The organism is Streptomyces sp. AC555_RSS877, assembly GCF_019049245.1.
GTDB lineage: Bacteria > Actinomycetota > Actinomycetes > Streptomycetales > Streptomycetaceae > Streptomyces.
Map to the genome: position 1 here is coordinate 108,215 of NZ_JAGMUK010000077.1, position 22,995 is coordinate 131,209.

A 22,995-nucleotide genomic window follows, 5' to 3' on the forward strand; every position below is an offset into this window, starting at 1 on the left:
TGTTCAGCCGCTGAAGCCGGCCACGTTCTCCTTCGTGACCACCTTCACCGGCACCTTGACCGTCTCCTCGACCTTCCTGCCCTCCAGCGCCTTCAGCGCGTTGTCCACGGCGATCCGGCCGAGCTGGGTCGGCTGCTGCGCCACGGACGCGTACAGCGTGCCCGCCGCGACCGCCTTGAGGCCGTCCGGAGTGCCGTCGAAGCCGACGACCTGGACGGACGTGCCGGCCTTGGAGCCCAGTGCCTTGACCGCGCCGAGGGCCATCTCGTCGTTCGCGGCGATGACGCCCTGGACGTCGGGGTGAGCCTGGAGCAGGTTCGACATCACGTCGAGGCCCTTGGTGCGGTCGAAGTCCGCGGGCTGCTGGGCCACCACCTGGATGCCCGGGTAGGCCTTGAGGCCCTTGGTGAAGCCCTCGGCGCGCTCCCGGGCGGCGGAGGTGCCCGCCTGGCCCTGCAGGATCACGATCTTGCCCTTGCCGCCCAGCTTCTCGGCGACCGTCCGTGCGGCGAGTTCGCCGCCCGCGACGTTGTCGGAGGCGACCAGCGCGTCCGTGGTGGCCTTGTTGACGCCCCGGTCGACGGCGACGACCGGGATCTTCGCCTTGTCCGCGGCCCGTACCGACGGGCCCGCCGCGTCCGAGTCCACCGGGTTGACGATGATCGCGTCGTAGCCCGAACTGGTGAAGTTCTGCAGCTGGTTGGCCTGCTGGGAGGCGTCGTTCTGAGCGTCCGTGACGGTCAGGTCCACGCCCCGCTTCTTCGCCTCGGCCTGGGCGCCTGCCCGGATCTGCACGAAGAAGGGGTTGTTGAGGGTGGACAGCGACAGGCCCATCTTCGGCGTCGAGGACGAGGAGGTACCGCCGTGGAGGAACGAGGTCGCGCCGACGATCGCCACGGTGACCACCGCGGCCAGTGCGTACGTCGTCGCCTGCTTGCCCCGGCCCCCGCCGGACAGGCCCGCGGCCGACGGGGCCGAACCGGCCTTGCGGCGCAGGGTGTCGAGCAGCACCGCCAGCGCGATCACGACACCGATGACGACCTGCTGCCAGAAGGCGGACACCGACAGCAGGTTCAGGCCGTTGCGCAGTACCGCCAATATCAGCGCGCCGATCAGCGTGCCGGACGCCTTGCCGGTACCGCCCGCGAGGGAGGCGCCGCCGATGACGACCGCGGCGATCGCGTCCAGTTCGTAGCCGTCGGCGGCCTGCGGCTGCGCGGAGGACAGCCGGGAGGCGAGCACGACGCCCGCGGCGGCGGCGAACACGCCGGACAGGGCGTAGATGGCGAGCTTCTGCTTCTTCACGCGCAGGCCGGACAGCCGGGCGGCCTCCTCGTTGCCGCCGATCGCGTACATGGAGCGGCCGATGTACGTCCGGCCGAGCACGAAGGCCGCGATCAGCCCCATCACGATCATCACGAGCACCGGAACCGGCAACCAGCCGCCGAGGGTGTCCCCGAGATGCGAGACGGAGTCGGGGAAGGCGATCGGTGAGCCCTCGGAGATCACCAGCGACAGACCGCGGGCCACCGACAGCATGGCCAGGGTCGCGATGAACGGCGGCAGTTTGCCGTACGCGATGAGGAAGCCGTTGACCAGGCCGGCCGCGATGCCGGTGGCGACCGCCAGGACGACCGCCAGCACCACCGGAACGCCGTGCGACGTGGCGCTCCAGGCAAGGACGGTGGCCGACAGCGCCGCCACCGAGCCGACCGACAGGTCGATGCCCGCCGAGACGATCACGAAGGTCACGCCGAAGGCGAGGATGGCGGTCACGGCCGCCTGGACACCGACGTTGAGCAGGTTGTCCGTGGTCAGGAAGTCGCCCGACAGCGCCGACATGGCGACGACGAGGACGATCAGCGCGGTGAGCGCGCCGTTGTCGAGGAGCAGGCGGCGGACCGCCGCGGCGCCGCCGGCGCCCGCCCCGCTCTTGAGCGTGTCAGCGGCCACGGCCGGCCTCCGGTTCAGTGGTAGGGGGGTTGCTCACGGCGAGTGCCATCACCGCGTCCTGCGTGGCCTCGTCCGCGGACAGTTCGCCCGCGATCCGGCCCTGGGCCATCACCAGCACCCGGTCGCTCATACCGAGCACCTCGGGCAGATCGCTGGAGATCATCAGGACGGCGGCGCCGGCGGCCGTCAGTTCGTTGATCAGCTGGTAGATCTCGACCTTGGCGCCGACGTCGATCCCGCGCGTCGGCTCGTCGAGGATCAGCACCTTGGTCTCGGCGAGCAGCCACTTGCCGATGACGACCTTCTGCTGGTTGCCGCCGGACAGCGTCCGGACGTGCTGGCCGAGCCCGGCCATCCGCACGCCGAGCTGCTCGGCGATCCGGGCGGCCGCGGCGCGCTGTCCCTTGAGGTCGACGAGCCCGCCGCGGGTCGCCGACCGCATGGTCACCAGCCCGAGGTTCTCCTCGACGGACGCGTCCAGCACCAGCCCCTGGCCCTTGCGGTCCTCGGGGATCAGCCCGATACCCGCGCCCATCGCCGCGTTGACGTCGTCCTTGGGGACCGAGGCACCGAAGACCTTCACGGCTCCCTTGTCGTACGGATCCGCCCCGAACACGGCCCGCACGACCTCCGTACGGCCCGCTCCGACGAGCCCCGCGATGCCGACGACCTCGCCGGCGTGCACCTCGAAGGTGACGTCGTGGAAGACCCCGTCCCGGGTCAGCCCTTCGACGGTGAGCAACGCGGCTGCGGCCCCCGCCTCGGCGGAGGCCCGCTCGCGCGGGTACTGCTGCTCGATCGACCGCCCCACCATGAGGCGCACGAGTTCGTCCTCGGACGTGTCGGCGGGGACCTGCCCGACGCTCCTGCCGTCGCGGATGACCATCACCCGGTCTCCCAGGGCGGCGATCTCCTCCAGGTGGTGCGTGATGAAGACGATGCCGACGCCGTCCTCGCGCAGCCTGCGCACGATGGAGAAGAGCTTCTCGACCTCCTCGGAGGTGAGGACGGCGGTCGGCTCGTCCATGATCAGCACGCGCGTGTTCAGGCTCAGCGCCTTCGCGATCTCCACCATCTGGAGGCGCGCGATGCCGAGTTCCCGCACGCGCGCGCGTGGGGACACGTTCACGCCGACCCGCTCCAGGAGGACGGCGGCGTCGGCCTCCATCCTCTTCCGGTCGATCATCCCCAGGCGGCGCGGCTGCCGTCCCAGGAAGATGTTCTCGGCGACCGTCAGATCGGGAACGAGGTTGAACTCCTGGTAGATGGTGGCGATCCCGAGGCGCTCGGAGTCCTGCGCACCATGGATGCGCACCTCCTCGCCACCGGCCAGGATCCGCCCGCCATCGGGCGTGTAGGCGCCGGAGAGCATCTTGATGAGCGTGCTCTTGCCCGCGCCGTTCTCACCGAGGAGTACGTGCACCTCGCCCCGGCGCAGATCGAAGTCGACGCCGTCGAGCGCGATCACGCCGGGGAAGGCCTTCCGTATGCCCTCGATGCGTAGCAACTCGTCCTGGTTGCTCACGACTGGCTCCTTCTTACGGGGGGCCGCACAGCGGGGGACTGTGCGGGGGGCGGCTCAGGGGAAGCCGGTGGCTCTGCCGTCTCGCCGCACGAGCGGCGTACGACGAGACGGGCGGGGAGGGTGACGGACTCGGGGGACCGTCCCTCGATGCGGTCGACCAGCGCGCGCACGGAGGCCCGCCCGAGCTCGCCGGTGGGCTGGGCGATCGCGGTGATCGGCGGGTCGGTGTGCACGAACCAGGGGATGTCGTCGAACGCGGCCAGCGCGATGTCCCCCGGAACGCGCAGCCCGCGCGCGCGGATCGCGTCCAGGGCGCCCAGGGCCATCAGGTTGTCCGTGGCGAAGACGACCTCGGGCGGCTCGGGCAGGTCGAGGAAGCCCTCGGTGACCCGCCGCCCGCTGCCGGCCTGGAAGTCGCCCTGGCCGATGTACACGTCGGGGAGCCCGAGACCGTACGCGTGCAGCGCCGCCCTGAAGGCCGCCACGCGCTCCTGACCGGTCGTGGTGGCCGCGGGGCCCGCGATGATCGCGAGCCGCCGGTGACCGAGGCCGTGCAGATGGGCGACGAGGTCGCGCACCGCCTCCAGCCCGTCCGCCCGGACCACGGGCACCTCCACGCCCGGGATCCACCGGTCCACGAAGACCATCGGCGTCCCTCCGCGCGCGGCGTCGAGCATCAGCGGCGACCCGCCGTCGGTCGGGGAGACGAGGAGGCCGTCGATCCGACGGTCCAGCAGGTTCCGTACGTGATGGTCCTGGAGGTCGGGCCGCTCGTCGGCGTTGCCGATGATGACGCTGTATCCCAGCGTGCGGGCCTCCTCCTCCACGGAGCGGGCCAGCTCGGTGAAGTACGGGTTCATCACGTCGCTGATGACCAGGCCGAGGGTGTGGGTCTGGTCGGTGCGCAGCGACCGTGCGACGGCGTTCCGGCGGTAGCCCAGTACCTCGACGGCGGCCAGCACGCGCGTGCGTGCGTCCGCGCTGACCGACGGATGGTCGTTCAGGACGCGCGAGACCGTCGCGACGGAGACGCCCGCCTCGGCAGCGACGTCCTTGATGCTCGCCATCGCCGCTCCACCTCCTTGTGGAACTCGGGGAATGCATGGAATCGATTACATGCGTTGCGCTGAGAGGATTGGAATCGATTACACGCGAGTCCACAAGACCCCGACACCGGATCGTGATGTCGCGGAGGGCCGCGGGGCGGGCCAGGCTGGAGACGCGGGGGCGTTTTCTCGAGGCCCCGGTGGGCCGGAGCGGAGGAGTCATGACAGCGGCGACTCGCGACGAGGTACCCGTCGCTCTCGAAGACGACGGCCTGGACGTACGCACCAAGCCCATGGGAGGCGGCATGTCCGTCGGCTTCTTCCGTCTGCCGCAGGGCACGGACATGGGTCCCGCCCTGAAGGGCCTGGACGGCGACGCGTGCCAGTGCCCGCACTGGGGCTACCTGCTGAAGGGGCGGCTGAAGATGCTCACGGCCGCCGGCGAGGAGGAGTACACGGCGGGCCAGGCGTACTACTGGGGGCCCGGCCATGTCCCGGTGGCCCTGGAGGACTGCGAGTTCGTCGAGTTCTCCCCGACCGAGGACTTCCAGAAGGTGCTCGACCACGTCACGTCGCAGGCGGGATAGCGGCTGACGGATCCGCTGCCCGTCCGGCCGCGGTCCGCGGGGCCACCGCGTCCTCGGTGCGTCCAGGGCGGCCGCAGCCCTGGCCCGGCCCCGCAGTCACGCGGTACCGGCCGGGCCTGTCGGTGCCGGGCGGTACCGTCGGATCATGGCTCAGGGATCGGGGAGCGGGGAGCGGCGACTGGCCGTGCTCGAAGGCGTGCTGGAGCGGATCACATGGTTTTGACAAGTCGGTGATCGGGCTGGAGGGCGGGAGCCGCTCCCGCTGTCGGACCTGGCCGGTACCGTCGGATCATGTCCAGGCAAGAGGCAGAAGCGGACCGCCGATTGGCAACGTTGGAAGGCGTGCTTGAGCGCATCACGTACGCCAACGAGGAGAACGGCTACACGGTCGCCCGGGTCGACACCGGCCGAGGCGGCGGCGACCTCCTCACCGTCGTCGGCGCGCTGCTCGGCGCCCAGGTCGGCGAGTCCCTGCGGATGGAGGGCCTGTGGGGCTCCCATCCGCAGTACGGCAAGCAGTTCACCGTCGAGAACTACACGACCGTGCTGCCGGCCACCGTCCAGGGCATCCGCCGCTACCTCGGCTCGGGCCTGGTCAAGGGCATCGGTCCCATCTTCGCCGACCGCATCACCCAGCACTTCGGGATGGACACCCTCCGGATCATCGAGGAGGAGCCCAAGCGCCTGATCGAGGTCCCCGGCCTCGGCCCCAAGCGGACGAAGAAGATCGCCGACGCCTGGGAGGAGCAGAAGGCGATCAAGGAGGTCATGCTCTTCCTCCAGACCGTCGAGGTGTCCACGTCCATCGCGGTCCGCATCTACAAGAAGTACGGCGACGCCTCCATCTCCGTGGTGAAGAACCAGCCCTACCGGCTGGCCGCCGACGTCTGGGGCATCGGCTTCCTCACCGCCGACCGGATCGCGCAGTCCGTCGGCATCCCGCACGACAGCCCGGAGCGCGTCAAGGCGGGCCTGCAGTACGCCCTTTCGCAGTCCACCGACCAGGGCCACTGCTACCTCCCCGAGGAACGGCTGATCACCGACGCGGTCAAGCTCCTCCAGGTCGACACCGGCCTGGTCATCGAGTGCCTCGCCGAGCTCGCGGCGCCCCCGGAGGAGGGGGAGGACCCCGGTGTCGTACGGGAGAAGGTGCCCGGTCCGGACGGCGCCACCGTCACCGCCGTCTACCTCGTCCCCTTCCACCGGGCCGAACTGTCCCTCTCGGCCCAGCTGTTGCGCCTCCTGCGCACCGGCCAGGACCGGATGCCCGGCTTCAAGGACGTGGCCTGGGACAAGGCGCTGGCCTGGCTCGGCTCGCGCACCGGGACCGATCTCGCGCCCGAGCAGGAGGCCGCCGTCCGGCTCGCGCTCACCCAGAAGGTCGCCGTCCTCACCGGCGGCCCCGGCTGCGGCAAGTCCTTCACGGTCCGCTCGATCGTGGAACTGGCCCGCGCCAAGAAGGCCAAGGTCGTGCTCGCCGCCCCCACCGGCCGCGCCGCCAAGCGTCTCGCCGAGCTCACCGGCGCGGACGCCTCCACCGTCCACCGCCTGCTGGAACTGAAGCCCGGCGGCGACGCGGCCTACGACAAGGACCGCCCGCTGGACGCCGACCTGGTGGTGGTCGACGAGGCGTCGATGCTCGACCTGCTGCTCGCGAACAAGCTGGTGAAGGCCGTACCCCCGGGGGCGCACCTGCTGTTCGTGGGTGACGTGGACCAGCTGCCCAGCGTCGGCGCCGGCGAGGTCCTGCGGGACCTGCTCGCCGAAGGCGGTCCGATCCCCGCGGTGCGGCTCACGCGCGTGTTCCGGCAGGCCCAGCAGTCCGGCGTGGTGACCAACGCGCACCGGATCAACTCCGGGCAGCACCCCGTCACCGACGGCATGAAGGACTTCTTCCTCTTCGTCGAGGACGACACGGAGGAGGTCGGCCGGCTCACCGTGGACGTGGCGGCGCGGCGGATTCCGGCCAAGTTCGGCCTCGACCCGCGCCGGGACGTCCAGGTGCTCGCCCCCATGCACCGGGGGCCCGCCGGTGCGGGCAACCTCAACGGGCTGCTCCAGCAGGCCATCACCCCCGGGCGCCCGGAGCTGGCAGAGAAGAGGTTCGGCGGAAGGGTCTTCCGGGTCGGCGACAAGGTCACCCAGATTCGCAACAATTACGAGAAGGGCACCAACGGTGTCTTCAACGGCACCGTGGGCGTGGTCACCTCGCTCGATCCGGTCGACCAGCGCCTGACGGTGCTGACGGACGAGGACGAGGAGGTTTCGTACGAGTTCGACGAGCTGGACGAGCTGGCCCACGCGTACGCGGTGACCATCCACCGTTCCCAGGGGAGCGAGTATCCGGCCGTGGTGATCCCGGTCACCACCAGCGCCTGGATGATGCTCCAGCGGAACCTCCTGTACACGGCGGTGACCCGTGCCAAGAGGCTGGTCGTCCTCGTCGGATCACGCAAAGCGATCGGCCAGGCGGTGCGCACGGTGTCCGCGGGACGCCGCTGTACGGCGCTCGACTTCCGGCTCTCGGGACTGTGAGCACAAAAAATGATCGATCAAATGAGTCATGTGGGTCACAGAGCTCTTCCGGAAGCGGGTTGGGGAGGGGCAGGATGGCGAGTTGGCGGCACTCAGTGCCGCCGATAAGCCCAATGGTCGACCCCGAGTGCACTCTCGTGCGCCAAATGGGGGATGGTAGAGACAGTCAGGGCAACCTCGAAGAAGAGGCACAACGTCGGTGAGGGATGACGTGAGCGACAACTCTGTAGTACTGCGGTACGGCGACGGCGAGTACACCTACCCGGTGATCGACAGCACCGTCGGCGACAAGGGCTTCGACATCGGGAAGCTCCGCGCCCAGACCGGTCTGGTGACTCTGGACAGCGGCTACGGCAACACCGCCGCCTATAAATCCGCCGTCACCTATCTCGACGGCGAGTCGGGCATTCTCCGGTACCGCGGATACCCGATCGAGCAGCTGGCCGAGCGCTCCACCTTCCTGGAGGTCGCCTACCTGCTGATCAACGGCGAGCTGCCGACCGTCGACGAGCTCACCTCGTTCAAGACCGACATCACGCAGCACACCCTGCTGCACGAGGACGTCAAGAACTTCTACCGCGGCTTCCCGCGGGACGCCCACCCGATGGCCATGCTGTCGTCGGTGGTCTCCGCGCTGTCCACGTTCTACCAGGACAGCCACAACCCGTTCGACGAGAAGCAGCGCAACCTCTCGACGATCCGGCTGCTCGCCAAGCTTCCGACGATCGCGGCGTACGCGTACAAGAAGTCGATCGGTCACCCGTTCGTCTACCCGCGCAACGACCTCGGTTACGTCGAGAACTTCCTCCGCATGACCTTCTCGGTCCCGGCGCAGGACTACGAACTCGACCCGGTCGTCGTCTCCGCCCTGGACAAGCTGCTCATCCTGCACGCGGACCACGAGCAGAACTGTTCGACCTCCACGGTCCGCCTGGTCGGCTCCTCGCAGGCGAACATGTTCGCCTCGATCTCCGCCGGCATCTCCGCCCTGTGGGGCCCGCTGCACGGCGGCGCCAACCAGTCGGTGCTGGAGATGCTGGAGGGCATCCAGGCCACCGGCGGTGATGTCGACTCCTTCATCCGCAAGGTGAAGAACAAGGAGGACGGCGTCCGCCTGATGGGCTTCGGCCACCGGGTCTACAAGAACTTCGACCCGCGCGCCAAGATCATCAAGGCCGCCGCGCACGACGTGCTGTCCGCCCTCGGCAAGTCCGACGAGCTGCTGGACATCGCGCTGAAGCTGGAGGAGCACGCGCTCTCCGACGACTACTTCGTCTCGCGCAGCCTCTACCCGAACGTGGACTTCTACACCGGCCTGATCTACCGCGCCATGGGCTTCCCGACCGAGATGTTCACGGTCCTGTTCGCCCTCGGCCGCCTGCCGGGCTGGATCGCCCAGTGGCACGAGATGATCAAGGAGCCCGGTTCCCGCATCGGCCGTCCGCGCCAGATCTACACGGGTGTCGTCGAGCGCGACTTCGTTCCGGTCGAGGCGCGTTGATCGACGCGGCCGCCTAGAGCCTGTCCGGCGGATCACTTCGCAGGACAGCCGCGGCGCCTCATCGACGCAGGTGAACGGGGCCTGGCATGCCGCAGGTGGGCGTGCCAGGCCCCGCGTCTGCGACATGATCCGCCGGACAGGCCCCAGCTGTATTGACAACACCCAGCGAGCGGCCGCCCGGCGCACAAAAGCGGAAGGCGCCCTGTCGACGGTCCCCCCACGGGCCGGCGTCCAGGGCGCCTTCCCATGTCCCGGTGCGGATTCCCCCCACGGGATCCGGCCGGGCGTCTGTGAGAAAACCAGCGCCTGAAATTCGCTGTTGAGCAAAACGAGCAGAACTCGTCGTACTACTGCTGTGTGCGGTCTGCCGGGACAGCGCACGCTGGGAGGGCCGCTCAAAGCTCCCCGGTGTGCGTGCCCCGGCAACGCATCTCTGAGGACGTCCCCCAAGACATCCCCAGATGCCAGTCGGCGCCCCCCAAGACGCTTCCTGACACCGTCAACTTAGACCTTCGATCCCCTTCGATGGTTACGTTCGCATCACTGTGATCTGGGTCTCTTGCATATGTCCGTTAGATGCGCAAGGGCCCGGATACGGCGAACGAGACCCAAGCGTAAGGATGATGCGCGAGCCTTGTGAAGAGCTTATGTGAGGCGAGCGCAGGACTCCAGAGGGGCTTTGGCCTCGACTTCGACCAACCCGGCGGTAACAACGGCGCACTTCGCGATTCCGCTAACGGAACGTTCGCGGCCGGAGGCTGTTCGTCACCGCGAACGCCGACGAAGGCCTGACGATCGCCGAGCCGGCCCCTGGGCGGGTCTCGGGCGGTCTCGGCGGGACCGCACGGAACCGGTTCGGCCGGCCGGAGCGGTCCGGGGCGGGAGGCCGGCGCTCAGGCCTTGCCGGCGAGCTCGAAGCCGGCCTCGTCGACGGCGGCGCGCACGGCCTCCTCGTCGAGCGGGGCCGCGGACACGACGGTGACCTCACCGGTCGCGGCGACGGCCTTCACCGAGCTGACGCCGGGGATCTCCGAGATCTCGCCGGAGACGGAGCCCTCGCAGTGCCCGCAGCTCATGCCGCTCACCTTGTAGACGGTGGTGACGGAGCCGGGGGTGTCGGTCTGAGCGGTCATCTCGTTCTCCTCGTCGGGACGGGTGGGACTCACCCCCGTACGTTATACCCCTAGGGGGTACATCTCCAAGGCGGGTCGCGGACCGCCGGGCAGGCCTTAGGGGCCGGGGTGGCCGAGTCTCTCCCCGACCAGCGGGTCGAGGTAACGGACCAGGACGTTCTTCAGCTCCTGGATGTAGGCCGCCCGCTCGGCACCCTCGTGGGCGAGGACGAGCTCCAGGCCCGCCTTGTACAGGCCCAGGCACATGTGTGCGGTACGGGTGAGGTCCGCCGGCGGCGCGTCGGGCAGGAACGAGGAGAGCAGACCCTCGATGCGGGAGAGCAGGGTGGCGTGCAGCGCGTCGTGCGCCTCGGTGATCCGGCCGGGGATGTCGGGACCGTGCATCAGGGCGAAGAACACCGGGTGCTCGCAGTTGAAGTCGATGAACCGCTCGACGGCGGCGCCGACGGCCTCCTCTAGCGGGGTCACGGGGTCGATCGGTGCGAGCGCCTCGCCGTACGTCTCCCGCATCTCGTGCATGAGCCGGTCGCCCAGCTCGATCGCGATCGCTTCCTTGTTCGGGAAGAACTGGTAGAGCGTGCCCGGCGAGACACCCGCCTCGCGAGCGATGGCGTTGGTGCTGGCGGCCGTGTAGCCGGTGGTGCAGAAGACGTTGGCGGCGGCTTCGAGGAGTTGGGCGATCCGGCGCTCACCGCGGGCCTGGCGGCGGCGCGGCGGCTGCTCCTTCTCCTGCTTCTCCTGGCTCTCGGGCACGCGTTTTCCCCAAGTCTCCGAACGCGGTTGACAAACACGAGCGGTCGCTCGCATTCTGGTGGAACGCGAGCGATCTCTCGTGTTTGCCATTTTATGCCTTCCTGGGTGAAGGGGACACCGCCCGATGACCGAAGTCAACGACCCGCCCCACGCCGGCGGCTGGACCCGATTCGTGACCGCCCGACCCCGGTTGTCGCTGCTCGCGGCCCTGGTCGTCACCGTGCTCGCCGTGCTGGCCGGCAGCGGGGTCGCCGACCGGTTGGGCGCCGGCGGCTGGGAGGATCCGGGCGCCGAGTCGACATACGCGACCAAGGCGCTGGAGCGCGAGTTCCCCGACTCCCAGCCCAACCTCCTGCTCCTGGTGGACACGGGCGGCGCCTCGGTCGACGCCCCGGCGGTCGCCGCCGAAGCCGAGCGCCTCGCCGGGCGACTGGCCGGGGAGCGGGGCGTCGTGGGCGTCAGCTCCTACTGGCAGTCCGGTGCCCCCGCTCTGCGCGCGAAGGACGGCCACGAGGCGCTGATCGCCGCCCGGATCACCGGCGACGAGAAGGAGATGGGCCGGACCCTGGACCGCATCGCCTCCTCGTACCGGGGCGGGAACGGCCCGGTGGACGTGACGGTGGGCGGCCCGGTGGCCGTCCGGCACGAGATGCAGACGATCATCCAGGAGGACCTGGTCCGCGCCGAGATCATCGCGCTGCCGGTGACACTGGTGCTGCTGGTGATGGTCTTCGGCAGCGCGGTCGCCGCCCTGCTGCCGCTCGGCATCGGCATCGTCGCGATACTCGGCACGAACGCGGTACTGCGCGGCCTCACCGAGGTCACCGACGTCTCCGTCTTCGCACTGAACCTCACCACGGCCCTGGGGCTCGGCCTCGCCGTCGACTACGCCCTGTTCATCGTCCGGCGCTTCCGCGAGGAACTGGCCACCGGCGCCGAGCCGTTGACGGCGGTCGGCACCACCCTGCGTACGGCCGGCCGCACCGTGCTCTTCTCCGCGCTCACGGTCGCGGTCTCCCTCGCGGCGATGCTGCTCTTCCCGCAGTACTTCCTGCGGTCCTTCGCCTACGCCGGCATAGCGGTCGTCCTGCTGGCCGCGGCGGCCGCGCTGATCCTGCTCCCGGCAGCCCTGGTCCTGCTGGGCCACCGGGTCAACTCCCTCGATCTGCGCCGCGTGTTCCGGCGCGGCGGGCCGCCGCGGGCGGCCACGGAAGACAGTGGCGCCTGGACGCGCACCGCGAGCCTCGTCATGCGCCGCGCCCCCTTCTTCGCCCTCGGCACCACCGCCGTGCTCGTCCTCCTCGGCCTGCCCTTCCTGGGCGTGAAGTTCGGCACCGCCGACGACCGCCAACTGCCCGCCTCCGCCGAGTCCCACGTCGTACAGCATCACATCCGGGACGGCTTCCCCGGCAGCCCCGGCGGCGGACTCGACGTGCTCGCCGAGGGACCCGCGACCCGGGCGCAGTACGCCGCGTACAAAGAGCGGATCGCGGACCTGTCCGAGGTGCGGCGGGTCGACGGCCCGCTGGTCAAGGGCGACTCGGCGTACTTCACGGTGCTGCCGAAGGGCGAGGCCGTCGACGACCCGGCTCAGCGCCTGGTGGGCGAACTGCGCGCCGTCAACGCCCCCTTCGACACCAAGGTGACCGGCGCGGCGGCGGTGCTGGTCGACTCCAAGGACGCGATAGCCGAACAACTGCCCCTCGCGGGCGCCTTCATCGTGATCGTCACCCTGCTCCTGGTGTTCTTGCTGACAGGCAGCGTGCTGATACCGATCCAGGCGGTCGTGCTCAACGCGCTCAGCCTCACCGCGATGTTCGGAGCGGTGGTCTGGGTCTTCCAGGACGGCCATCTGTCCGGCCTGCTCGGCTTCACCAGCCCCGGCTCCATAGAGACCACCCTTCCGGTCCTGATGTTCTGCGTGGCCTTCGGCCTGTCGATGGACTACGGCGTCTTCCTGCTCTCCCGCATCAAGGAGGAGTACGACGAGACCGGCGACCACGACCAGGCGGTCCGGCACGGGCTCCAGCGCACCGGCGGGCTGATCACCGCGGCCGCGGTCATCCTCGCGGTGGTGATGGTCGCGATCGGCACGTCCAGGGTGACCAACACCAAGATGCTCGGCCTGGGCATCGCCCTGGCGGTCGTGATGGACGCGATGATCGTCCGCAGCCTCCTGGTCCCGGCGGTCATGCGCCTCACGGGCCGGGCGACCTGGTGGGCGCCGGGGCCGCTGCGGCGGTTCCACCAGCGGTTCGGCCTGAGCGAGGGCGGCGGCGGACCCGAGCGGACCGTGACGCGGGACCGGGACAAGGTGGCGGCGCACGGCTAGCGTTCCGTCAGTCAGAGGTGATCGGCGACAGGCGGGGCAGGCATATGCGGGCAGTGGTGTTCGAGCGGTACGGAGAGCCGGCCGAGGTGCGGGAGGTGGCCGACCCGAAGCCCGCGGAGCACGGGGTCGTGGTGCGGGTCGAGGCGACGGGACTGTGCCGCAGCGACTGGCACGGCTGGCAGGGCCACGACCCGGACATCACGCTGCCGCATGTGCCGGGGCACGAACTCGCCGGGGTCGTCGAGGCGGTGGGCGCCCGGGTGACCGGCTGGCGCCCGGGCGATCGCGTGACCGTCCCCTTCGTGTGCGCCTGCGGCACCTGTCCGTCCTGCGCGGCGGGCGACCAGCAGGTGTGCGAGCGGCAGACACAGCCAGGCTTCACGCACTGGGGTTCCTTCGCCCAGTACGTGGCGCTGGACCACGCGGAGGTGAACCTCGTCGCGGTCCCGGACGAGATGTCCTTCGCCACCGCCGCCTCGCTCGGCTGCCGGTTCGCCACGGCGTTCCGGGCGGTGGTGCAGCAGGGCAGGGTGGCGGCGGGGGAGTGGGTCGCGGTGCACGGCTGCGGGGGCGTCGGCCTGTCGGCGGTGATGATCGCGGCGGCGTCGGGCGCGCGGGTCGTGGCCGTCGACGTGTCGCCTCAAGCCCTGGACCTGGCAAGGAGGTTCGGTGCGGCGCAGTGCGTGGACGCGTCCGGCACCGAGGACACGGCGGCGGCGGTCCGCGAGCTGACCGGCGGCGGCGCGCACCTCTCCCTCGACGCCCTCGGCTCGCCCGCCACCTGCGCGGCCTCGGTGAACGGCCTGCGCCGCCGCGGCCGCCATGTCCAGGTCGGCCTGCTGCCCTCCCCGACCGGCACGACACCGGTGCCGATGGCCCGCGCGATCGGTCTGGAGCTGGAGCTCCTCGGCAGTCACGGCATGGCCGCGCACACCTACCCGCCGATGCTGGAGCTGGTCCGTGCGGGAGTGCTGCGACCCGACCTGCTGGTCACGTCCACGATCACCCTGGAGGCGACCCCGTCCGCACTGGCCGCGATGGGGGCGGCACCGGGGGCGGGGGTGACCGTCATCGAGCCGTGGAGCTGAGGGCGGCCCACTCGTGGTCGAGCAGGGACATCAGCACCTCGTCGGTCCACTCGCCCTCGCGCAGCGCCGCATCCCGCCGGACACCCTCCACCACGAAGCCGACCTTCTCGTACACGCGCCGGGCTCGGTGGTTATTGCCGTAGACCTCCAACTGGATCCGGTGCAATCCCAGTTGCTCGAAGCCGTGACCGACGATGAGCCGGGTGGCCTCGGTGCCGAGCCCCCGGCCCCGGCCGCGGGGGCCGATGAGGGTGCGGAAGGTGCAACTGCGAGCGTGCCGGTCCCACTCGTGCAGGACGACCTCGCCGACGAGTTCGCCGGTGGCGCGGTCGGTGACGGCGAGGTCGAGGCGGTCCGGCCGGCCCGGGAGCCGTACCAGGAGCGCAGTCCCTCCAAGGTGAGTTCGGTCGACGGCTCGAAGGTGAAGCGGACGACCTCGGGGTCCTGGATGATCTCCCAGACGTGCTCGGCGTCGGCCGCGGTGAATGGTCGCAGCCTGGTCTTTTCGCCGGTCAAGACGGGTTTGACGGAGCAGTCCATGGAGGACTGTGCCCCACGGGCGAGTGGGGCGCAGGTGTTTTTCCGGCAGTCAGAACTCTCGTCGGCCCCGGTTGCCCGGGCGGGACGCCACCCACGCCCGGACGGTGTGCGCGTACCAGAAGGGCTTGCCGCCCTCGACGTGGTCGGGCGGTGGCAGCAGCCCGTGCTTGCGGTACGAGCGCACGGTGTCCGGCTGCACCCGGATGTGCGCCGCGATGTCCTTGTAGGACCAGAGCCTTCGGTCGGTCATGGGTTGCCCCTCCCTGCGCGTACCGCGGCGGCGGCCGGGGGCGGCCGTCCGGGGGAGCCGGGCACAGCGCTGGCGATCACAAAGCCTGTGCACCGGTGAACGACGCGGCGCGAGGGCTGGGCAGGGCCTGGGCGCCGGTTGTGACGCAAGACCCGCGTACTTGCGACATGCGTGACACAAGGGGGGTACTTGTGACAGAGGTGACGCAAAGGCGTACGCGGGCTCGTCGGCGGGGCGTGTTGACTTGTGGGTGACCGTGTCCTCCGGATCGGCCGGCCGTACGCCTGGCGTGCCGTCGGCGAGCCCTGCGGGGGCCGTGGGGGCTACGCCCCGCAGGACCTCAGGAAGGCCCGCGTCCGCTGCGCGATCGGCAGCGGCTTGTCCGGCTCGCACGGGTACATGTCCTGCTCGACGATCGCGAACAGGTCGACGTCGAGCTTCTGCGCGGCCTCCAGGACGGGCCCCAGCTCGGGCACCCCGGTGGGCGGCTCGCACATCACTCCGCGCGCGACCGCCGGCCCGAACGGCACCTCATCGGCCCGCACGTCCGCCAGGATCTCCGGGTCGACCTGCTTGAGGTGCAGGTACCCGATCCGCTCGCCGTAGGTCTCGATGAGCTTGACGCTGTCGCCGCCGCAGTACGCGTAGTGCCCGGTGTCCAGGCACAGTGACACCAGCGAGGAGTCGGTGGCGTCGAGGAAGCGGACCACGTTCTCCTCGCTGTCGATGTGGGTGTCGGCGTGCGGGTGGACGACGATCTGCAGGCCGTACTCCTCGCGCACCCGGCTCCCCAGCCGTTCGGTCAGGGAGCTGAGATTGCGCCACTGCTCGGGCGTGAGGGTGTCCGGCTCCAGCACCTCACCGGTCTTGTCGTCCCGCCAGAAGGACGGGATGACCACCAGGTGGGATGCGCCCATCGCCTGCGCCAGGACCGCGTTGTCCGCGACGTGGTCCCAGGTCTTCTCCCACACGGCCTCGCCGTGGTGCAGGCCGGTGAAGACCGTGCCGGCCGACACTTTCAGGCCACGCCGGGAGGTCTCCTCGGTGAGGACGGCGGGATCGGTCGGCAGGTAGCCGTAGGGGCCCAGCTCGATCCACTCGTAGCCGGACTGCGCGACCTCGTCGAGGAAGCGCTGCCAGGGCACCTGGCGGGGATCGTCCGGGAACCAGACGCCCCAGGAGTCGGGGGCCGATCCGATCCGGATGCGGGACAGTGAGGTCTGAGGTGACAACGACGTCATGGCCGCCAGCGTGCGGATCCCGAGCGAGGGTGTCAAGCCCTGGTCCGAATGTCTGGACAAAACATTGACAGGGCTCACCATGCGGGGCTAGAAAGCCGTGGAGAGCCGACACGAAGGGAAGTCGATGGCGTACGACCTGATCACCATGGGGCGGATAGGAGTGGACCTCTATCCGCTGCAGACGGGCGTCCCGCTGCCGCAGGTGTCGTCCTTCGGCAAGTTCCTCGGCGGCTCGGCCGCCAACGTCGCGGTCGCCGCGGCCCGCCTGGGACGGCACACGGCGGTGATCACGCGGACCGGCGACGACCCGTTCGGCACCTACCTGCACGAGGCGCTGCGGGACTTCGGCGTCGACGACCGCTGGGTCACCCCGGTCCCCGGCCTGCCGACCCCGGTCACCTTCTGCGAGGTCTTCCCGCCGGACGACTTCCCGCTGTACTTCTACCGCCGGCCCAAGGCGCCCGACCTGGAGATCGACGCCCACGAGCTGGACCTCGACGCCGTCCACGAAGCCCGCATCTTCTGGGTCACCGGCACCGGCCTGAGCGAGGAGCCCAGCCGTACGGCGACCCTGGCGGCCCTCGCCCACCGGGCCAAGGCCGGCACCACGGTCTTCGACCTGGACTGGCGGCCCATGTTCTGGACGGACCCGGACACGGCCCGCCCCTTCTACGAAGAGGCCCTGCGCCACACCACCGTCGCCGTCGGCAACCTCGACGAGGTGGAGGTGGCGACCGGAGTGCGCGAGCCGCACGCCGCCGCCCGCGCGCTCCTGGACGCCGGGGTCGAACTCGCCGTCGTCAAGCAGGGCCCCAAGGGCGTCCTCGCCGTCAACAACAAGGGCGAGTCCGCCGAGGTCCCGCCCCTGCCGGTGACCGTCCTCAACGGCCTCGGTGCCGGTGACGCCTTCGGCGGCTCCCTCTGCCACGGCCTGCTGGAGGGCTGGGACCTGGAGAAGATCATGCGGCACGCCAACGCGGCCGGGGCCATCGTCGCCTCCCGTCTGGAGTGCTCGTCCGCGATGCCCACGCCGGACGAAGTGACGGCGGCCCTCGCGGCGGGAGCCGTCCTGTGAGCACCGTCGCCCCCGCCGGCAACGGCCCCGTGCCCTCCGTCGACGTCACGGAACTCGTCCGTCTGCGCACCCACCACCCCGACGCGATCGCGGAGGCCGCCGCCCGCCGCTCCCGCCGCCCGCTGCTCAACGAGGCCGGCCGGCTGATGATCGTCGCCGCCGACCACCCGGCCCGCGGCGCCCTCGGGGTCGGCGACCGCAAGTTCGCCATGGCCAACCGCGTAGACCTGCTCGAACGCCTCTGCCTGGCGCTGAGCCGCCCCGGCGTGGACGGCGTCCTCGCCACCGCCGACATCCTCGACGACCTGCTGCTGCTCGGCGCCCTCGACGGCAAGGTCGTCATGGGCTCGATGAACCGCGGCGGCCTCCAGGGCGCCTGCTTCGAACTCGACGACCGCTTCACCGGCCACCGCCCCGAGGACATCGAGCGCTTCGGCTTCGACGCCGGCAAGCTGCTCCTGCGGATCGACTACGACGACCCGGGCTCCCTCACCACCCTGGAGTCCACGGCCCGCGCCATCGACGACATGGCCGCGCGCCGGCTCCCCGTCTTCGTCGAGCCGTTCATCAGCGAACGCTCCGCCGAGGGCAAACTCCGCAACGACCTGTCCGCCGAAGCCGTCACCAAGTCGATCGCCATCGCCTCCGGGCTCGGCGGCAGTTCGGCCTACACCTGGCTGAAGGTGCCGGTCACCGAGAACCCCGACGACATGGCCGAGGTCATGGCGGCCTCCACGCTGCCCGCCGTGCTGCTCGGCGGCGAGGTCGGCGACGACCAGGACGGGGCGTACGAGAAGTGGCGGGGCGCCCTGCAACTGCCCACCGTGCGCGGCCTGGTGGTCGGCCGTTCGCTGCTGTACCCGGCGGACGGCGACGTGGCCGCCGCCGTGGACACCGCCGTAGGACTGCTGTGAGGGCCGCATGACGAGCAACGACCTGTACCTCGCGAAGGGCGCCACGACGGGCGCCCAGTACGCCGTCGACATCGACCCGAAGCGGGCCGGCTGGACCTACAGCAGCCTGCGGATCGTCGAGCTGGAGCCCGGCGGCACGCACGCCTTCGACGCCGGGGACAGCGAGTGGATCGTCGTCCCGCTGCAAGGCGGCTGTACTGTGCAAACAGAGGGCAGCGAGTTCCAACTCCTGGGCCGGGAAAGCGTGTTCAGCGGAGTCACCGACTTCGCGTACGTGCCCCGTGACGCCCGGGCACAGATCGCCTCCGGCGCGGGCGGCCGCTTTGCTTTGGCAGGAGCGAAGTGCGAGCGACGACTCCCCGCCCGCTACGGCCCCGCGCCGGAGGTCCCGCAGGAACAGCGTGGCAGCGGCAACTGCACCCGCCACGTCCGCAACTTCGCCTCGGCCGACGCCTTCGACTGCGACAAGCTGATCGCCGTCGAGGTGATCACGCCCGGCGGCAACTGGTCCTCGTACCCGCCGCACAAGCACGACGAGCACCGGCCCGGCGAGGAGGCGGAGCTGGAGGAGATCTACTACTTCGAGATCGACGGCCCGAACGGATTCGGCTATCAGCGCGTATCCCCCTCCCGTGAGGGCGGTTCGGACGTCCTCGCGGAGGTCCGCTCCGGCGACGCCGTCCTCGTCCCCGACGGATGGCACGGCCCGTCGATCGCCCAGCCCGGCCACGACATGTACTACCTGAACGTCATGGCGGGCCCGGGCGAGACCCGGGAATGGCGGATCTGCTTCCACCCGGACCATACGGAGGGTTACCGATGACCTCGACGACGAGGCTGACGGTCGCACAGGCGCTGGTGCGTTTCCTGGCCGCCCAGTACACGGAGCGGGACGGCGAACGGCAGCGGCTGATCGGCGCGACCTGGGGCATCTTCGGCCACGGGAACGTCGCCGGGCTCGGCCAGGCGCTCGTGGAGTACGCCGACGAGATGCCGTACCACCAGGGCCGCAACGAGCAGTCCATGGTGCACGCGGCCGTGGGTTACGCGCGGCAGTCGAACCGCCTGTCCACCCACGCCGTCACGACCTCCATCGGCCCCGGCGCGACCAACCTGGTCACCGGTGCCGCGCTCGCCACGATCAACCACATCCCGGTCCTGCTGCTCCCCGGTGACACCTTCGCCACCCGGGTCGCCGACCCGGTCCTCCAGCAGCTGGAACTGCCGTACGCGGGCGACGTGTCGGTCAACGACTGCCTGCGCCCGGTGTCGAGGTACTTCGACCGCGTCACCCGCCCGGAAGCCCTCATCCCGGCCGCACTCCAGGCCATGCGGGTGCTCACCGACCCGGTGGAGACCGGCGCGGTCACCCTCGCCCTCCCGCAGGACGTCCAGGCCGAGGCGTACGACTGGCCCGACGCGTTCTTCGCCGAGCGCACCTGGGTCGTACGACGGCCGGGCGCCGACGCGACCGAGCTGGCCGAGGCCGTCACCGCGATCCGGGCGGCCGAGCGCCCCCTGCTGATCGCCGGCGGCGGCGTCCACCACAGCCGCGCCGAGGAGGCCCTGGCCGAGTTCGCGGCGGCCACCGGCATCCCGGTCGCCTCCACCCAGGCCGGCAAGGGCTCCCTGCGCCACGACCACCCCCAGGACGTCGGCGGCGTCGGCCACACCGGCACCGCCACGGCCGACGAACTCGCCCGCCTGGCCGACCTGATCATCGGCGTCGGCACCCGCTACACCGACTTCACCACCGCCTCCGGCACCCTGTTCGAGAAGCCCGGGGTCCGCTTCCTCAACCTCAACATCGCCCCCTACGACGGCCACAAGCTCGCCGGCATGCCGCTCGTCGCGGACGCCCGCAGCGGCCTCCAGGAGCTGACCCAGTCCCTGGGCATGCACGCGCACCGGGTCACGGACGCGTACGTCAGCGAGTACACCCTGGACAAGGAGCGCTGGGAGCAGCGCGTCGACGCCTGCTACGAGGCCGAGGAGCCGGACGTACGGCCGACGCAGTCCCAGGTGCTCGGCGCGCTGGACGCCCTCGTGGACGAGTCGGACGTGATCATCAACGCGGCCGGTTCGCTCCCCGGCGACCTGCACAAGCTGTGGCGGGCGCGCTCTCGGGACCAGTACCACCTGGAGTACGGCTACTCCTGCATGGGCTACGAGATTCCGGCAGCCATCGGCGTCAAGATGGCGGCACCCGATCGGCCCGTGTGGGCGCTGGTCGGCGACGGCACCTATCTGATGATGCCGACGGAGATCGTGACGGCCGTACAGGAGGGGATCGCGATCAAGATGCTCCTCATCCAGAACCACGGCTACGCGTCCATCGGCGGACTGTCGGAGTCGGTGGGCGGCGAGCGGTTCGGCACCGCGTACCGCTACCAGTCCCAGGACGGTACCTACACGGGGGCGCCGCTCCCCGTGGACCTCGCCGCGAACGTGGCGAGCCTTGGCATGCGCGTGCTGCGCGCGAAGACCGTACGGGATCTGCGGGCCGCGCTCGCCGAAGCCCGTGCGGCCGACACTCCCACATGTGTCTACGTCGAGACGGAAACGGCAGACACAGTGTCGGGCCCGCCGCCGGCGCAGGCCTGGTGGGATGTACCTGTGGCCGAAACCGCGACCCGACCCTCCGCGGTGAAGGCACGTGAGCTGTACGAACGGCACGTCTCCACCCGACGCCGCCATCTGTGAAGGAGCACTCGGTCATGACGAAGATCGTCAACCACTGGATCGGCGGCAAGACCGTCGAAGGCGCGTCGGGTACGTACGGGCCGGTTACCGACCCCGCGACCGGCGCGGTCACCACCAAGGTCGCGTTCGCCTCCGTCGAGGAGGTGGACGCCGCCGTCGCCGCCGCCAAGGACGCCTACGCGACCTGGGGCACCTCGTCGCTCGCCAAGCGGACCACGATCCTGTTCAATTTCCGGGCGCTGCTGGACGCGAACCGCGACGCCATCGCCGAGCTGATCACCGCCGAGCACGGCAAGGTGCACAGCGACGCGCTCGGTGAGGTCGCGCGCGGCCTGGAGATCGTGGACCTGGCGTGCGGGATCACCGTGCAGCTGAAGGGCGAGCTGTCGACCGAGGTGGCCAGCCGCGTGGACGTCTCGTCCATCCGGCAGCCGCTCGGTGTCGTCGCGGGCATCACGCCGTTCAACTTCCCGGCGATGGTCCCGATGTGGATGTTCCCGATCGCCATCGCGACCGGCAACACCTTCGTCCTGAAGCCGTCCGAGAAGGACCCGTCGGCTTCCCTGAAGATCGCCGAGCTGTTGGCCGAGGCCGGTCTGCCGGACGGCGTCTTCAACGTCGTCAACGGCGACAAGGTGGCCGTCGACCGCCTCCTGGAGCACCCGGACGTCAAGGCCGTCTCCTTCGTCGGCTCGACTCCGATCGCCCGCCACATCCACACCACCGCCTCGGCGAACCACAAGCGCGTCCAGGCCCTGGGCGGCGCCAAGAACCACATGCTGGTCCTGCCGGACGCCGACCTGGACGCGGCGGCTGACGCGGCGGTCTCGGCGGCCTACGGCTCCGCGGGCGAGCGCTGCATGGCCATCTCGGCCGTGGTCGCGGTCGGCGCGATCGGCGACGAGCTGGTCGACAAGATCCGCGAGCGCGCCGAGAAGATCAAGATCGGTCCCGGCAACGACCCGACCTCCGAGATGGGCCCGCTGATCACCGCAGTCCACCGCGACAAGGTGGCCTCCTACGTGGAGGGCGCGGCGGCCGAGGGCGCCGAGGTCGTCCTCGACGGCACCGGCTACACGGTCGACGGCTTCGAGGACGGTCACTGGATCGGCATCTCGCTGCTCGACAAGGTGCCCACGTCGGCCAAGGCCTACCAGGACGAGATCTTCGGCCCGGTGCTGTGCGTGCTGCGCGTCGACACGTACGACGAGGGCGTGGCCCTCATCAACAGCTCGCCGTTCGGCAACGGCACCGCGATCTTCACCCGGGACGGCGGCGCGGCCCGCCGCTTCCAGATGGAGATCGAGGCCGGCATGGTCGGCGTGAACGTCCCGATCCCGGTCCCCGTCGGCTACCACTCCTTCGGTGGCTGGAAGGACTCCCTCTTCGGGGACCACCACATCTACGGCAACGACGGCACGCACTTCTACACCCGCGGCAAGGTCGTCACCACCCGCTGGCCCGACCCGGCGGACGCCCCGGCCGGCGTCGACCTGGGCTTCCCGCGCAACCACTGACACCGACAGTCGGGGCCGTCCGTGACACGGACGGCCCCGTTTTATGGCCGCTGCGCGGCCATCAGGGGCGCGGGGCTGTGCTCAATATGCGGCTCCGCCGCGTGGGCGTGATCAGCCACCCGCACCCGCACCCGCCCGACAACAGAGCCCACCGAGCTCTCAGCCGCCGTACCACGCCCGCGGTACACGAAACCGTCCCCGTAGGGATGGGGCGTGGTTCGCCGTTCCTGAGGACTGAGCGCGAGTGAGCCCATTCAGCCGCACGCCCCGAACGGTCTTGGGCGCACTGGTCCCCGGCGTAC

Annotated in this window: 17 protein-coding genes and 1 pseudogene; 10 read left to right on the forward strand and 8 right to left on the reverse strand. The window is 70.5% G+C overall.

Annotation, left to right across the window (positions count from 1 at the left end; translation table 11 throughout):
- Positions 1–3: 3 nt before the first annotated feature.
- Genes KUM49_RS31125 through KUM49_RS31135 form a run of 3 tightly spaced genes read right to left on the reverse strand, consistent with a single transcriptional unit; the run spans position 4 to position 4,545 of the window.
- Complete coding sequence (locus KUM49_RS31125) at positions 4–1,953, reverse strand: substrate-binding domain-containing protein (protein ID WP_217240302.1); 1,950 nt, start codon at positions 1,951–1,953, stop codon at positions 4–6.
- Positions 1,943–3,478 (reverse strand): sugar ABC transporter ATP-binding protein, encoded by a 1,536-nt coding sequence (locus KUM49_RS31130; protein ID WP_217240303.1) that lies wholly within the window; start codon positions 3,476–3,478, stop codon positions 1,943–1,945. The genes KUM49_RS31125 and KUM49_RS31130 overlap by 11 nt, the downstream gene beginning before the upstream one ends.
- Positions 3,475–4,545, reverse strand: coding sequence for a LacI family DNA-binding transcriptional regulator (locus KUM49_RS31135; protein WP_217240304.1), 1,071 nt, complete (start codon positions 4,543–4,545; stop codon positions 3,475–3,477). Before KUM49_RS31135 ends, KUM49_RS31130 begins: the two co-directional genes overlap by 4 nt.
- Positions 4,546–4,745: 200 nt before the next feature.
- On the opposite strand from KUM49_RS31135, the gene KUM49_RS31140 reads away from it, so the two are divergent.
- The 3 genes from KUM49_RS31140 to KUM49_RS31150 all read left to right on the forward strand — a co-directional run bounded on the left by KUM49_RS31140 (position 4,746) and on the right by KUM49_RS31150 (position 9,147).
- Positions 4,746–5,111, forward strand: a complete 366-nt coding sequence (locus KUM49_RS31140; RefSeq protein WP_217240305.1) for a hypothetical protein — start codon at positions 4,746–4,748, stop codon at positions 5,109–5,111.
- A 291-nt stretch (positions 5,112–5,402) separates the two neighbouring features.
- On the forward strand, positions 5,403–7,646 hold the full coding sequence (locus KUM49_RS31145; RefSeq protein ID WP_217240306.1) for an ATP-dependent RecD-like DNA helicase: 2,244 nt from the start codon (positions 5,403–5,405) through the stop codon (positions 7,644–7,646).
- A gap of 211 nt (positions 7,647–7,857) precedes the next feature.
- Entirely contained in the window at positions 7,858–9,147 is a 1,290-nt protein-coding gene (locus KUM49_RS31150) for a citrate synthase (RefSeq protein WP_217240308.1), read from the forward strand.
- Positions 9,148–10,040: 893 nt separating this feature from the next.
- Here KUM49_RS31150 and KUM49_RS31155 read toward each other — a convergent pair.
- The gene (locus KUM49_RS31155) at positions 10,041–10,280 is read right to left on the reverse strand and encodes a heavy-metal-associated domain-containing protein (protein ID WP_217240390.1); all 240 of its coding nucleotides are present in this window, start codon (positions 10,278–10,280) and stop codon (positions 10,041–10,043) included.
- Between the two features lie 96 nt (positions 10,281–10,376).
- On the reverse strand, positions 10,377–11,033 hold the full coding sequence (locus tag KUM49_RS31160; protein WP_217240309.1) for a TetR/AcrR family transcriptional regulator: 657 nt from the start codon (positions 11,031–11,033) through the stop codon (positions 10,377–10,379).
- A gap of 124 nt (positions 11,034–11,157) precedes the next feature.
- Here KUM49_RS31160 and KUM49_RS31165 point away from each other — a divergent pair, with 124 nt between their 5' ends.
- Positions 11,158–13,365: an MMPL family transporter gene (locus tag KUM49_RS31165; protein WP_217240310.1), complete on the forward strand. Its 2,208-nt coding sequence runs from the start codon at positions 11,158–11,160 to the stop codon at positions 13,363–13,365.
- A gap of 44 nt (positions 13,366–13,409) precedes the next feature.
- A complete protein-coding gene (locus KUM49_RS31170; protein WP_217240311.1) occupies positions 13,410–14,453 on the forward strand; it encodes a zinc-dependent alcohol dehydrogenase family protein in 1,044 nt (347 codons plus the stop codon).
- On the opposite strand, the pseudogene KUM49_RS31175 reads toward KUM49_RS31170, so the two are convergent.
- The 3 genes and pseudogenes from KUM49_RS31175 to KUM49_RS31185 form a co-directional block, all read right to left on the reverse strand.
- Positions 14,434–14,993: pseudogene (locus tag KUM49_RS31175) on the reverse strand (GNAT family N-acetyltransferase). The gene KUM49_RS31170 and the pseudogene KUM49_RS31175 overlap by 20 nt on opposite strands.
- A gap of 49 nt (positions 14,994–15,042) precedes the next feature.
- A complete protein-coding gene (locus KUM49_RS31180; RefSeq protein ID WP_217240312.1) occupies positions 15,043–15,243 on the reverse strand; it encodes an AlpA family transcriptional regulator in 201 nt (66 codons plus the stop codon).
- Between the two features lie 323 nt (positions 15,244–15,566).
- Positions 15,567–16,484 carry a sugar phosphate isomerase/epimerase gene (locus KUM49_RS31185; protein WP_217240313.1) on the reverse strand — a complete coding sequence of 306 codons (918 nt, stop codon included), beginning with the start codon at positions 16,482–16,484 and terminating at the stop codon, positions 15,567–15,569.
- 124 nt (positions 16,485–16,608) lie between these two features.
- Here KUM49_RS31185 and iolC point away from each other — a divergent pair, with 124 nt between their 5' ends.
- The 5 genes from iolC to mmsA are packed head-to-tail and all read left to right on the forward strand — an operon-like array spanning position 16,609 to position 22,693.
- Positions 16,609–17,559 carry a 5-dehydro-2-deoxygluconokinase gene (iolC, locus tag KUM49_RS31190; protein WP_217240314.1) on the forward strand — a complete coding sequence of 317 codons (951 nt, stop codon included), beginning with the start codon at positions 16,609–16,611 and terminating at the stop codon, positions 17,557–17,559.
- On the forward strand, positions 17,556–18,473 hold the full coding sequence (locus tag KUM49_RS31195; RefSeq protein WP_308406821.1) for a deoxyribose-phosphate aldolase: 918 nt from the start codon (positions 17,556–17,558) through the stop codon (positions 18,471–18,473). The genes iolC and KUM49_RS31195 overlap by 4 nt, the downstream gene beginning before the upstream one ends.
- A gap of 7 nt (positions 18,474–18,480) precedes the next feature.
- Complete coding sequence (gene iolB, locus KUM49_RS31200; protein WP_217240315.1) at positions 18,481–19,296, forward strand: 5-deoxy-glucuronate isomerase; 816 nt, start codon at positions 18,481–18,483, stop codon at positions 19,294–19,296.
- The gene (iolD, locus tag KUM49_RS31205; RefSeq protein ID WP_217240316.1) at positions 19,293–21,176 is read left to right on the forward strand and encodes a 3D-(3,5/4)-trihydroxycyclohexane-1,2-dione acylhydrolase (decyclizing); all 1,884 of its coding nucleotides are present in this window, start codon (positions 19,293–19,295) and stop codon (positions 21,174–21,176) included. Before iolB ends, iolD begins: the two co-directional genes overlap by 4 nt.
- 14 nt (positions 21,177–21,190) lie before the next feature.
- On the forward strand, positions 21,191–22,693 hold the full coding sequence (mmsA, locus tag KUM49_RS31210) for a CoA-acylating methylmalonate-semialdehyde dehydrogenase (protein ID WP_217240317.1): 1,503 nt from the start codon (positions 21,191–21,193) through the stop codon (positions 22,691–22,693).
- Positions 22,694–22,995 lie beyond the last annotated feature (302 nt).